Source organism: Ilumatobacter sp., from assembly GCF_049588435.1.
Classification (GTDB): Bacteria; Actinomycetota; Acidimicrobiia; order Acidimicrobiales; family Ilumatobacteraceae; genus Ilumatobacter_A.
Map to the genome: position 1 here is coordinate 1 of NZ_JBAVYV010000136.1, position 12295 is coordinate 12295.

General features: G+C 66.6%; 14 protein-coding genes. 11 read left to right on the forward strand and 3 right to left on the reverse strand.

The genetic code is table 11. From position 1 onward, the window contains the following. The first annotated feature begins 287 nt into the window (after nt 1–287). Genes WBV89_RS05240 through WBV89_RS05265 form a run of 6 tightly spaced genes read left to right on the forward strand, consistent with a single transcriptional unit; the run spans nt 288 to nt 3597 of the window. Nucleotides 288–983 (forward strand): dienelactone hydrolase family protein, encoded by a 696-nt coding sequence (locus WBV89_RS05240; RefSeq protein ID WP_423980284.1) that lies wholly within the window; start codon nt 288–290, stop codon nt 981–983. Between the two features lie 3 nt (nt 984–986). Beyond that, nucleotides 987–1670, forward strand: coding sequence for an HAD family hydrolase (locus WBV89_RS05245; RefSeq protein WP_423980285.1), 684 nt, complete (start codon nt 987–989; stop codon nt 1668–1670). A gap of 57 nt (nt 1671–1727) precedes the next feature. Beyond that, nucleotides 1728–2093 carry an ArsR/SmtB family transcription factor gene (locus WBV89_RS05250; RefSeq protein ID WP_423980286.1) on the forward strand — a complete coding sequence of 122 codons (366 nt, stop codon included), beginning with the start codon at nt 1728–1730 and terminating at the stop codon, nt 2091–2093. Beyond that, entirely contained in the window at nt 2090–2530 is a 441-nt protein-coding gene (locus tag WBV89_RS05255; protein ID WP_423980287.1) for an SRPBCC family protein, read from the forward strand. Before WBV89_RS05250 ends, WBV89_RS05255 begins: the two co-directional genes overlap by 4 nt. 34 nt (nt 2531–2564) lie before the next feature. After that, nucleotides 2565–2903 (forward strand): hypothetical protein, encoded by a 339-nt coding sequence (locus WBV89_RS05260; protein ID WP_423980288.1) that lies wholly within the window; start codon nt 2565–2567, stop codon nt 2901–2903. After that, complete coding sequence (locus tag WBV89_RS05265) at nt 2896–3597, forward strand: DUF2461 domain-containing protein (protein ID WP_423980289.1); 702 nt, start codon at nt 2896–2898, stop codon at nt 3595–3597. Before WBV89_RS05260 ends, WBV89_RS05265 begins: the two co-directional genes overlap by 8 nt. 75 nt (nt 3598–3672) lie before the next feature. On the opposite strand, the gene WBV89_RS05270 is transcribed toward WBV89_RS05265, so the two are convergent. Genes WBV89_RS05270 through WBV89_RS05280 form a run of 3 tightly spaced genes read right to left on the reverse strand, consistent with a single transcriptional unit; the run spans nt 3673 to nt 6145 of the window. Then, on the reverse strand, nt 3673–4164 hold the full coding sequence (locus WBV89_RS05270) for a methyltransferase domain-containing protein (RefSeq protein WP_423980290.1): 492 nt from the start codon (nt 4162–4164) through the stop codon (nt 3673–3675). 6 nt (nt 4165–4170) lie between these two features. Further along, nucleotides 4171–4443, reverse strand: a complete 273-nt coding sequence (locus tag WBV89_RS05275) for a DUF333 domain-containing protein (RefSeq protein ID WP_423980291.1) — start codon at nt 4441–4443, stop codon at nt 4171–4173. Between the two features lie 58 nt (nt 4444–4501). After that, a complete protein-coding gene (locus WBV89_RS05280; protein ID WP_423980292.1) occupies nt 4502–6145 on the reverse strand; it encodes an acyl-CoA dehydrogenase family protein in 1644 nt (547 codons plus the stop codon). Nucleotides 6146–6212: 67 nt separating this feature from the next. On the opposite strand from WBV89_RS05280, the gene WBV89_RS05285 reads away from it, so the two are divergent. The 5 genes from WBV89_RS05285 (at nt 6213) to WBV89_RS05305 (ending at nt 12292) form a co-directional block, all read left to right on the forward strand. Beyond that, nucleotides 6213–6782, forward strand: coding sequence for a TIGR00730 family Rossman fold protein (locus tag WBV89_RS05285; RefSeq protein WP_423980293.1), 570 nt, complete (start codon nt 6213–6215; stop codon nt 6780–6782). 140 nt (nt 6783–6922) lie between these two features. Beyond that, a complete protein-coding gene (locus tag WBV89_RS05290) occupies nt 6923–7267 on the forward strand; it encodes a hypothetical protein (RefSeq protein ID WP_423980294.1) in 345 nt (114 codons plus the stop codon). A gap of 297 nt (nt 7268–7564) precedes the next feature. Next, nucleotides 7565–10147 (forward strand): ribonucleoside-diphosphate reductase subunit alpha, encoded by a 2583-nt coding sequence (locus tag WBV89_RS05295; protein ID WP_423980295.1) that lies wholly within the window; start codon nt 7565–7567, stop codon nt 10145–10147. Nucleotides 10148–10287: 140 nt separating this feature from the next. Beyond that, nucleotides 10288–11247: a ribonucleotide-diphosphate reductase subunit beta gene (locus WBV89_RS05300; RefSeq protein WP_423980297.1), complete on the forward strand. Its 960-nt coding sequence runs from the start codon at nt 10288–10290 to the stop codon at nt 11245–11247. A gap of 73 nt (nt 11248–11320) precedes the next feature. Next, a complete protein-coding gene (locus tag WBV89_RS05305) occupies nt 11321–12292 on the forward strand; it encodes an ArsA-related P-loop ATPase (protein WP_423980296.1) in 972 nt (323 codons plus the stop codon). Nucleotides 12293–12295 lie beyond the last annotated feature (3 nt).

A 12295-nucleotide genomic window follows, 5' to 3' on the forward strand; every position in this document is an offset into this window, starting at 1 on the left:
CCCGAGCGACGGAGCGTTCACCAACGACATTGTCACCGAAGCGGTGGCGCTGCTCGCCGATGTCGATCTCGTCGGTGCCGACTACGCACCGATCGAGGTGACGCTGAACGAAGGCGGCGAGTGATCACGCCGTCGGCGTCCTGACGAACCGCTGACGCTCGGCTGTGGGATCCAGGTCTCGCAGCCGGGCGTTTGCGCGTGAACCCTCGACATGCACATCGGTGCCTGGCACCGATGTGCATCTTCGGCCGGTGATGCGGGTCGTCACCACCGTCTAGGTTTGGGGCATGGGAGAGATGATCGAATTTGCCAGTGAGTCGGTTGACGCCCGCGGGTACCTCGCCGTGCCGGATTCGGGTTCGGGGCCCGGCGTGATCGTCGTGCAGGAGTGGTGGGGGCTCGATTCCGGGATCAAGGAGATGGCCGACCGCCTGGCCACCGCCGGCTTCGTCGCCCTGGCGCCCGACCTCTATCACGGTGAACTCGCGGCCCACGACGAGATGGACAAGGCCGGCCAACTGATGACCGACCTGCCACCCGATCGCGCGACTCGCGACATGAGCGTCGCGGTCGACCACCTCGATGGTCTCGACATCACCACCGGACGCGGGATCGGCGTCGTGGGTTTCTGCATGGGAGGCATGCTCAGCTTCCTGCTGGCAGCGGACCGGCCCGACAAGATCACGGCGGCCGTCCCGTTCTACGGCTTCCCCCACGGTGATTCGCAGCCCGACTTCTCGAAGATCGAGGCCGCGATCCAGGGTCACATGGCCGAGCACGACGACTTCTTCCCGCCGAGTGCTGCGATGCACCTGGAGGCCGAACTCCAGGCGCTCGGAAAGGACGTGTCGTTCACCGTGCACGAGGGATCGGGTCACGCGTTCATGGCTCCCCACAATGCACTCGGGACTCAGGACCAGGCGCTGTACGACCTGATCTGGCCCCAGGTCACCTCTTTCCTCCACGACCAGCTCGGCAGCTGAGGAGTGCCTCGCTTCGACGCCGTGCTCTTCGACGCGGGCGGAGTCCTCGTCCTCCCCGATCCGTCCGTGCTCGGTCCGTTGCTCGCGTATTACGGAGGTGATGCGTCGATCGCGGCGCACCGCCGGGCGCACTACGCCGGGATGAAGGCGAAGTCCGACATCGATGCCGGTGAGTCCAGCTGGGACGCGTACGACGATGCCTACGTGGCTGCCGTCGGGGTCCCGGCGACCGACCGGGCCGAGGCCGCTGAGGTCCTCGGCCGGACCCGGTACCACGCGACCTGGCGGTGGCTGATCCCGGAATCACGCGCCGCGCTCGATCGGTTCGCCGACGCTGGAGTTCCGATGGGCGTGGTGTCGAACGCGAGCGGCCAGATCGAGGCGATGCTCGCGAGGCACACATGCCAGGTCGGACCGGGTGATCACGTCGAGATGCGGGTGATCGTCGACAGCCTCCTCGTCGGAGTGGCCAAGCCCGATCCGGCGATCTTCGACCACGCGCTGCCGGCGTTCGCCGAGTTCGATCGGGAACGGATCGCCTACGTCGGTGACTCGGTGACGATGGACATCGGCGCGGCGTCGGCGGCAGGGCTGCACCCGATCCTGCTCGACCCGTTCGACGATCACGTGGGGGCGGACTTCGAGCGGATCGCGTCGTTGGACGAGTTCGCCGACGAGTTCGCCTGATCGGTCGGGGAGATCGTCCTTGATCATCTTTCGATCATTGAATATAGTGATCGTACGATGTATTCAGAGGCACTCGATGACCAGGGGTTCCGTGCAGTTGCGCACCCCGATCGACGCGTCCTCCTGCGTCTGATGGGTTCCGACGAACACCCCGTCGGCCACCTCGCGTCCGCAGCCGAGCTGGCCCAGCCGATCGTCAGCCAGCATTTGAAGGTGCTGCGCGAGGCAGGGCTCGTCTCGGTTCGCCGCGATGGCAATCGGCGCCTGTACTCACTCGACTTCGAGCGCGTCGGCGCACTGCGTTCCGTCCTCGACGAGTTCTGGCACGACCGACTGTCCGCGCTGAAGTACGTCGCCGAGCGTGACAGCGTGGGCCGGACCGGTCCCGTCACGGCGGGCGGCGGTGGAGGGGCCGGCGCGTGATCCTGGCCGATGCGACGATCGAGATCGCGGCACGACGCGATGCTGTCTTCGACCTGTTCACCACGAAACGCGGCCTCGAACAATGGATGGCGCGTGAGGCCTGGGTCGACCTGCGTCCCGGTGGTGCGTGGCGATGGACCCACGACAACGCCGCCACGTCGTCGGGCGAGTACCTCGAGATCGAACCGCCGGACCGGCTGGCGTTCACCTACGGATGGGAGTCCGGCGAGTTCGCCGACATCGGGCCGGGGACGACGACGGTCGAGGTGACCTTCGAGGAGATCGACGCCGGCACTCGGGTCACGGTGACCCATTCGGGGCTGCCGCCCGCGAACGTCGCGCGACACGCTGCCGGCTGGACCCACTTCCTCCACGTGCTGTCCGACGTCTGCGCGGGAACGGCCGCTCCCGCGGTCAACCTGCCCGAGCCCACCTGAAACGCGATCGAAGCGACATCGACGAGGAGACATCATGGCCACCCTGGGGACACGCGACGACGAACACCGACGGTTCTGGGACGTCGCCGAGCCGTTCCTGGCAACCGGCACGCTGGTCGAGGGGTCGATGATGGGGCACCAGTGCCTGCGCGCCAGCGCATCGAACGGGTTCGTCGCGACCGTCGAACGTGTGGGCGGGAACCTCGTCGTGAAGCTCCCGCGGAATCGCGTCAGCGAGCTGATCGAGACGGGCGAAGGTCTCCCGTTCGCTCCGGCGAGGAAGGTGTTCCGCGAATGGGTCGCCCTTCCCGTCTACGACGAGGCTCGGTGGACGGAGCTGATCGAGGAGTCGATCGGGTTCGTCGATGGCTGAGATCGCACCATTCGCCGGATTCGGACCGCACGCGATGCCGTTCCTGGTCGGGCTCGCGGACGACAACACGAAGCGCTACTTCGAGACGCACCGAACCCTGTACGAGGAGCAGGTTCTCCAGCCCCTCATGTCTCTCGTCGTCGCGATCGGCGACGAGCTGCGGGAGCGAGTGAGCCCGGCGATTCGGTCCGAGCCGAAGATCGGTAAGTCGATGTTCCGGATCAACCGGGACCTGCGGTTCTCGAAGGACAAGACGCCGTATCACACCTACCTCGACTCGGTGTACTGGGAAGGCGACTCCCCGCGGGCGAGCCCGGGTTTCATCCTGCGCATCACGCCCGACGAGGTGATCATCGGCGCGGGTGTGGTCGGCCTCTTCGGCGAGCGGCTCGAGCGATGGCGGACGGCGGTCCTCGACGACGATCGCGGAATCGAGTTGGCGACACTCATCGAGGCGACTCGATGCAGGCTGCGCGGCGCGACATTGACCGAGCCGACCCGCAAACGGGTCCCGAAGGGGTTTCCGGCCGATCATCCGCGAGCGGACCTGCTGCGCCGCGACGGACTCCACCTCAGTACCGCACTCGCGATGCCTGACTCGGTGACGTCGGCGTCGTTCGCGACATGGTGTCTCGAGCGTCACGTACAGCTCGCCGACCTTCATCGGTGGCTCGTGCGCGAACTGGGCGGATGAGTCCCGCGTCAGCTCGTCGGTTCTCCCGACGGCAGCAACCGCCCGTTCATCAGGATTCGCTTGAAGGCCGCGGGTTCACTCCACGACGGATGCCGATGATTCCATCACCTGCGGGTACACGACCATCCGGACCTCGGGGTGGCCGAAGCCGAGGTCGTGCAGGAGTTCGGCATAGGCCTCGGGTGCCAGGACGTTGTCGGCCACCGGGTCGGGCGGTGGAGTCCCGCCCATCGCCGAGTGGAACGGTTCGCGGTTCGCCACCGCCGCGGAGCACGTGTGCGACGGGTGGTCGGAATTCGCCGGGACCTGCACGGCCAGCTGGCCGTCGGGAGCGAGCTGCGCGACCCACCGAGCGAGGACCGACGAATGGTCCGGGACCCATTGCAGGCTGGCGTTCGCCACGATGAGATCCACCGGTTCAGCACCCGACCAGTCGGCGATGTCGCCCGGCGCGAAGGTGCATCGGTCGTCGGTGGCCCGCCGGGCTTTTTCGATCATCGCCCGCGACGAGTCGATTCCCCGAGCGGACCGGACGTCGAGTCGCTCGGCGAGCTCGCGGGTCGCCATGGCCGGCTAGGACTCGGATGTGGCGTCGGGCGAGTTCGCTCGGAAGTACTCCCACTCGTCGACCCGGGTGCCGTCGGGCAACACGCAATATCCGACCTGGCCGTCGGCCTCGTCGACGATGTCGACCGCGCCGCCCTGATCGACGCAGAACACCGACGCCGGGTTCGCCTCGGTGACCGGATCCTCGGTCGGGGCGTCGTCACTTCCGCACGCTGCGATCGAACCCACGAACGTGAGCACCGCGACGAGACCGATGGGGGCCTGCAAGCGGGAGCGCACGGGAGAATCGTAGCCCTTCCCCGATCGCGACGACGGTGCTCGTGTCGACGCGGACCCGTCAGTCGGCCGTGCTGGCCGCGATCAGCTGGCGGGCGATCACCTTGAGGCACAACGTCTCATCGGCGCCCTCGAAGATCGACAGGACGCGGGCGTCGACGAAGAGTCGGCTGACGGGGAACTCCTCGGCGTAGCCCATGCCACCGTGGATCTGCATCGACTCGCGGGTCACCCACTCGGCGGCCTTGCACACGTACGCCTTGACCATCGACGCTTCCATCTGACCGGCACCCTTCGCCATCAGGGTGGCGACGGCATAGGCGAACTGGCGACCGGCCTGCGTGAGCACGGCGATCCGTCCGAGCTTGGCGCGGATCAGCTGGTAGTCGATGATCGCCTCGCCGAACACCTTGCGGTTCTCGGCGTAGTCGAGCCCCTCCTCGTAGGCCGCCTGCATGACGCCGACAGCGCGCGCCGCGGTCTGCAGACGGCCGTTCTCGAAACCGGCCATCTGGTAGTAGAAGCCCTTGCCGAGCCCGTCCTCGCCACCGATCTGGTTCTCGGCGGGAACCCACCAGTCCTCGAGTGCGATCTCGTAGGAGTGCATGCCCCGATAGCCGATCGTGTCGATCGGGCGACCTTCCATCTTTCCGCCGGTCTCGGTGCCGTCGATCTCCTGGCGGAGGTCGAAACCGTGTGCGTCGCCGCGGGGCTTGGGAACGATGAACAGGCTCAGTCCGCGGTGGGTCTTCGTGCGATCGGGATCGGTACGTGCGAGCAGCGTCAGCGCGTCGGCGCGGGCACCGAACGTGCACCACGTTTTTACCCCGTTGATCACCCAGCCGTCCTCGCCGTTCGGGCCGGGCGCAGGGGTGGCGGTCACCTTGATCCCGGCCACGTCGGAGCCGTAGTCGGGTTCGGTCACCGCAACGGCCGGCATCACCTCGGCGGTCGCCAGCAGCGGGAGCCACTTCTGCTTCTGCTCTTCGGTGCCACCCTTGACCAGTGCCCGGGTGAGGATCTCGGGGCGCGTGATCAACGAGCCGCCGATCCCGAGCGACGCCTTCGACAGCGCCTCGGTCGCGGCGACCATTGCGATGTACTCCTCGTCGCCGCCCTCGCTGTATCCGCCGTACTCGGCGGGCACGCTGAGGCCGAACGCTCCGAGTTCGGCCATGCCGGACACGATCTCCTCGGGGACATCGGCATTCGTGCGGTGCACGTGCTCGGCGTGCGGCGCGATCACGTTCTGGGCGAACGCTCCGAACGTGTCGGCGACCATCTCCATGTCGCTCGACAGGTGCAGCGGACCGGGCGTGTCGGCGAGCGAGGCGAGGAAGGCGGGCGCGCGGTACGTCGTCATGAACGCGTGCGCGTTCGCGAGCGCGTCTCGGTCGACGCCCCAGTCGTCCTCGCGACCGAGGATCTTCGAGGCGAGGTCGTGCACCATGTCGGCGGTGAACGCGCAGGTGATCTTGGCCTCGAGGTCGCCCTTGTTGCCGTAGTCGATCAGCGACTTCGCCGTGGCGACGCCGGCCGCGGCGTGGGCGAGTTCGTATGCGAGCACCTGGTGGACATCCGGTCCGCCTTCGAGCGACGCGAGGTGGCGCACGGCCTTTCCGACGACACGGTCGGCGAGGTCGATCGCGTCCGCGGCCGCGGGGAGGTCGGGGACGATGTCGGTCGTGGCGGGGGAGGCGCTCATGACCACCGAGATTACCGAGCGGTAACCGGAGCGGCCATTCCTGGAGGTGCGTGGCACGATGTGACCCATGGCGAACCTGGTCGTGTTCTGTGGATCGAGTGCCGGGTCATCCCCGAGTTTTCGGGTCGCGGCCGACGCGCTGGGGACCGAGATCGCGGCCGGCGGGCACCGACTCGTCTACGGCGGGGGGAGCGTGGGGCTGATGGGTGTCGTCGCCGATGCGGCGATGGCGGCGGGTGGCGAAGTGGTCGGTGTGATCACCGAACAGCTCCGGGCGCTCGAGGTCGGCCATGACACCCTCAGCGAACTCGTCGTCGAATCGACCATGCACGAGCGCAAGGCGCGGATGGCAACGCTGGCCGACGGTGTCGTCGTGCTCCCCGGCGGGTTCGGGACCTACGACGAGGCGTTCGAGATCCTCACGTGGAATCAGCTGGGGATCGTGTCAATGCCGGTCGTGTTCCTCGACGTGGACGGGTTCTACGAGCCGCTACTCGAGTTCGTCCGCAACGCATCGGCGGCCGGTTTCCTGAAGCCCGACCACGCAGCGCTGGCCTGTCGGGCATCGACAGCAGCCGAGGCGGTCGCGATCGCGACGCGTCCGGCAGCGGCGTTCACACCGAAGTGGGTCGGCTGACCGGACAACTGGTGCCTGGCACCGGTTGTCCATCCACAGGCATCCACCCGTTGTCCACACGAATCTCCACACGAAACAGCGAGTAATTCACACGGTTCGCCCTCTGGCACCTCACAGGCCACCGCGTCGAAGATGGCTCCATGCCCAACGCGACCCGTCCACGAAGGAGCGACCCCCTCTGGCAGCGGCGGAGCGGGCGAAGCCGTCGCCACGGTGTGTCCGAGACCGCCGATCGGATCGTGCTCGAAGCCGACGGATGGAGAACGACGCTCGACTATCGGGAGAACCATCGACGCGACGTGAACGGGGCACTCGAAGGCGTCGAGGCGTGCTGGCGTGCCGAGGCCGAGCGGACGCGCTCCGACGGTCGACTGCAGGTCCTGGCCGTGATCGGGCCGTCACCGGCTCGAGTCTGGCGTCGGCTGCGGATGGAGGCCGAGGTCCTGCTCGAATTCCGCCCGTGCCCCGACGGCGCGAGGCGCTGACCTGCGGGTTCGCGAGCCACCTCGGAATTCCGCCCGATTTCTGGACGAAACCCTTGCGCGCGGCGAATCACGCTGCTGTAATTACTCGTCCGTCATCACACGAGATGTGGTGGTTGTCGAGGGGGACGACAACAAGAAGACACCAGATGTGGTGGTTGGGGCTCACGTCCGAAACTGCTTCATCGCCCGCAATTCGAAACGAAACGCCTGCCGATCCGGGGCGGACAGACCAGTGGAACAACCCGGTTCACACGGCGCAAGAGACAACGAGCGAACAGACAGTGAGATGGAGCGACCATGACAATTCTCGATACCGAATCAGCCCCCGAGTCCGAAAGTCGCGCACCAGGCGCGACCACGCTGACCGACACCTCCACGATGAGTGACACGATGCGTGACATCACCGCCGACAGCGGCCCGACCGGGATGCGCGTCACCAAGCGCAACGGAGCGGTGGAACCGGTCGACCTCAACAAGATCGTCAACGCGATCGCCCGGGCCTCCGAGGGCCTGCTCGGCGTCGACCCGATGCGAGTCGCCACCCGCACGATCTCGGCGCTCGCCGATGGTGCAACGACCCGCGAACTCGACGAGCTGTCGATCCGCACCGCAGCCGGCCTGATCGTCGACGAGCCGAACTACTCCAAGCTCGCCTCACGGCTGCTCGCCACGATCATCGACAAAGAGGTCCGCAACCAGAACATCCCGTGGTTCTCCGAGTCGGTCAAGGTCGGCTACGAGCAGGGCATCGTCTCCCAGGAGGTCTACGACTTCGTCGAGGCCAACGCCCCCGAGCTCAACGCGGCGATCAACTCCGATCGGGACCGCTCGTTCGAGTTCTTCGGGCTGCGCACCGTGTACGACCGGTACCTGCTGCGCCACCCCGAGCGCCGCGACGTGATCGAGACCCCGCAGTACTTCTTCCTGCGTGTCGCCTGCGGCCTGTCGACCACCACCGACGGCCAGGCCGGTGTCGACGAGGCCGTCAAGTTCTACGACCTGATGTCGTCGCTCGCCTACTTGCCGTCGAGCCCGACGCTGTTCAACTCGGGCACGACCCACAGCCAGATGTCGAGCTGCTACCTGCTCGACTCGCCGGAGGACAGCCTCGAGGGCATCTACAAGCGCTACACCGACATTGCGAAGCTGTCGAAGTTCGCCGGCGGCATCGGCGTCGCATGGCACCGTGTTCGCGCCAAGGGCAGCCTGATCACCGGCACCAACGGTCTCTCCAACGGCATCGTCCCGTGGCTGCGCACGCTCGACTCGTCGGTCGCTGCGGTCAACCAGGGTGGGCGTCGCAAGGGCGCCGCCTGCGTGTATCTCGAGTCGTGGCACGCCGACATCGAGGACTTCCTCGAACTGCGTGACAACACCGGTGACCACGCGCGACGCACCCACAACCTGAACATCGCCAACTGGATCCCCGACCTGTTCATGGAGCGCGTCGAGAAGGACTGGCAGTGGTCGTTGTTCGACCCGAAGACGGTCCCGCACCTCACCGACCTCTATGGGCGGGAGTTCGAGAGCGCCTACCTCGCCGCCGAGGAACAGGGTCTGTTCGAGAAGCAGGTCCCGGCCCGCCAGCTGTACAGCAAGATGATGCGCACACTCGCGCAGACCGGCAACGGCTGGGTCACGTTCAAGGACGCATCGAACGAGAAGTGCAACCAGACCGGGGCGACCAACGACGACGGCAGCCCGCGCGTCGTCCACCTCTCGAACCTGTGCACCGAGATCCTCGAAGTCACCGACCAGGACAACACCGCGGTGTGCAACCTCGGTTCGCTCAACCTCGGCTCGTACGTCGGAACCGGCGGCACCGACGCCGAGGAATTCGACTTCGCCCGGCTCGGGCGGGTCGTGCGTCAGGTCGTGCCGTTCCTCGACCGGGTCATCGACATCAACTTCTACCCGACCTCCGAAGCCAAGTTCTCGAACGAGAAGTGGCGTCCGGTCGGTCTCGGCCTGATGGGTCTGCAGGACGTCTTCTTCAAGAAGGGCCTGTCGTTCGACTCACCCGACGCGAAGGATCTCAGTCAGCGGATCAGTGCCCACATCTACTTCCATGCGCTGTGGGCGTCCACCGAGCTGGCCGAGCAGTACGGACCGCACGAGTCGTTCGACGGCACCCGTGCCGCCAGCGGCAACCTGCAGTTCGACCTGTGGACCACACCCGACGGAAACACTGTCACGCCGCCCGCCGAACTCGACTGGGACACGCTGCGCGGCCGGATCGCCGAGCACGGGCTGCGCAACAGCCTGCTCATCGCGATCGCCCCGACCGCCACGATCGCGTCGATCGCCGGCTGCTACGAGTGCATCGAGCCGCAGGTGTCGAACCTGTTCAAGCGCGAGACGCTCTCCGGCGAGTTCATGCAGATCAACCGCTACCTCGTGCGTGAGCTGCAGTCCCGCGGCTTGTGGGACGAGCGGATGATCTCCGAGATCAAGCAGGCCGAGGGTTCGATCCAGGGAATCGAGCGGATCCCCGCCGAGCTCCAGGAGATCTACCGCACGGCGTGGGAGATCCCGCAGCGGCAACTGATCGACATGGCCGCCGAGCGCGGTGCGTTCATCGATCAGAGCCAGTCGCTCAACCTGTTCATGGAGACGCCGACGATCGGCAAGCTGTCGTCGATGTACCTCCACGCATGGAAGCAGGGGCTGAAGACCACGTACTACCTGCGCAGCCGTGCCGCCACGAAGATCAACAAGTCGACCACCTCCGGTGGTGCGGCACCGGCTCCCGGTGGCGGAACCCCGGCGGCTCAACTCGTCGGCGACACCGCTCCCGATACGGCGAAGAAGACATTCACCGACGAAGAGGCGCTCGCCTGTTCGTTGGAGAACCCCGAGAGCTGCGAGGCGTGCGACTGATGGCCCTCATCGACCCGATCTACACCGACGAGACCTCGTCGCCCACCACGGCAACCGAAGTGGAACCGAACACGGCACCCGTCGGAGATGCGCGTCCGAAGCACATTCTCGACCCCGGATTCGACCTCACGCTGCGGCCGATGCGCTACCCGCAGTTCTTCGACATGTACAAGGACGCGATCAAGAACACGTGGACCGTCGACGAGATCGACTTCTCCGACGACCTCGTCGACCTCGACCGCAAGTTGATGCCCGCCGAGAAGCACCTCGTGTCACGGCTCGTGGCGTTCTTCGCAACCGGGGACTCGATCGTCGCGAACAACCTGGTGCTCAACCTGTACCAGCACATCAACGCCCCCGAGGCACGGATGTACCTGTCGCGCCAGCTCTACGAGGAGGCGTTGCACGTCCAGTTCTACTTGACGCTGCTCGACAACTACATCCCCGACATGGCCGAGCGCGAAGCCGCGTTCGCCGCTGTCGAGAACATCCCGTCGATCAAGGCGAAGGCCGAATTCTGCTTCACGTGGATGGACTCGGTGCACCACCTCGATCAGATCACGACGCAGGACGAGCGCCGTCGTTTCGTGATGAACCTGATCTGTTTCGCCACGTGCATCGAGGGGCTGTTCTTCTTCGCTGCGTTCGCGTACGTGTACTTCCTGCGGTCGAAGGGTCTGCTCAACGGTCTCGCCGACGGCACCAACTGGGTGTTCCGCGACGAGTCGTGTCACATGAACTTCGCGCTCGAAGTCGTCGACACCATCCGCAAGGAAGAGCCCGAGCTGTTCGACGAGCACATGGAGACCGACATCCGGGCCATGATGCGCGACGCCGTCGATTGCGAGTACCTCTTCGCCGCCGACGTGCTCGGTGAGGGCGTGCCCGGGATGAGCCTCAAGGACACCCGTGAGTACCTGCAGTACGTTGCCGACACCCGGCTGCACCTGCTGGGCTACGCGAGCGAGTTCGGTTCGAAGAACCCGTTCAGCTTCATGGAACTGCAGGACGTCCAGGGCCTCTCGAACTTCTTCGAGCGCACCGTGTCGAGCTACCAGACCGGGGTCACCGGCGACGTCAGCTTCGACGAAGACTTCTGAGTCGAATCATCCCCGAGCGTCCAACCGGTCCGCGGCCGACGTGGGCGACGGGTTGGCAGATACCGTGGGTCGTGTGAACGAGGGCGCGGAATGGTTGACGAGCGCCCATGTCGCGATCGTCGCCGGTAAGGGCGGCGTCGGCTCGTCGACGGTCGCGGCAGCGGCTGCGTTGGCCGTTGCCCGCGAGGGCGCCGACGTTCTCTTCGTGGCGGTCGACGGTCGACCCGGGATGGGCCGGCTCCTCGGTGGCCGCGAGATCACCGACCGGGATCAGACGCTGCAGCGCCTCGCCGGCGGTGGACGGATCCGGGCGCGCAGCATCCCCGCCGACCAGGCGTTCGGCGACTACCTCGAACTCAAGGGCGTCGGTGGTCTGCTGCGTCGTGCGGCGTCCGCGGCATCGTTGCCGATGATCGCCGCAGCGACGCCCGGGCTCGAGCACCTGCTCGTGCTCGGCAAGATCAAGGAGCTCGAGAAGGAGGGGGCGGCCGATCTGATCGTGGTCGATGCGCCTCCGGCGGGTCATGCCGCACCGTTCATCCGCTCGGCGTCCGGTCTGTCCGAGGTGGTCAAGTCCGGCCCGGTACTCGACCAGGCGCAGGAGGTCTCCGAGATGCTCGCCGACCCCGCTCGGTGCCGTGCGTTGCTGGTCGCCCTTCCGGAGGAGACGCCGGTGACCGAGCTCATCGAGTTGGCGGTCGACCTGGGCGATGATCTCGGGGTCGGGCTGATGCCGCTGATCGTCAACTCGTGCTGGCCCGATCGCCCGGGCCTGGACAAGACACCGGCGATGGCAGCCCGCTCGCACAAGGTGAGGTTGAGCGACTCGGCGAAGTCGGCGCTCGAATCGGCAGCATCGTTCGGACGAAGTCGCCTCGCTCAGCAGCGCGAACAGCTGGAACGGCTGAGCGATGCACGCGACGAACGAGTCATCACCCTTCCGCGGCTCGCGACTCCCGGTCTGGAGCCGTCCGACCTGACGATCATCGCCGACGCGCTCGTCGGGGACGAAGCGGCGGGAGACGGGAGCGCCGATGCCGGCTGACGC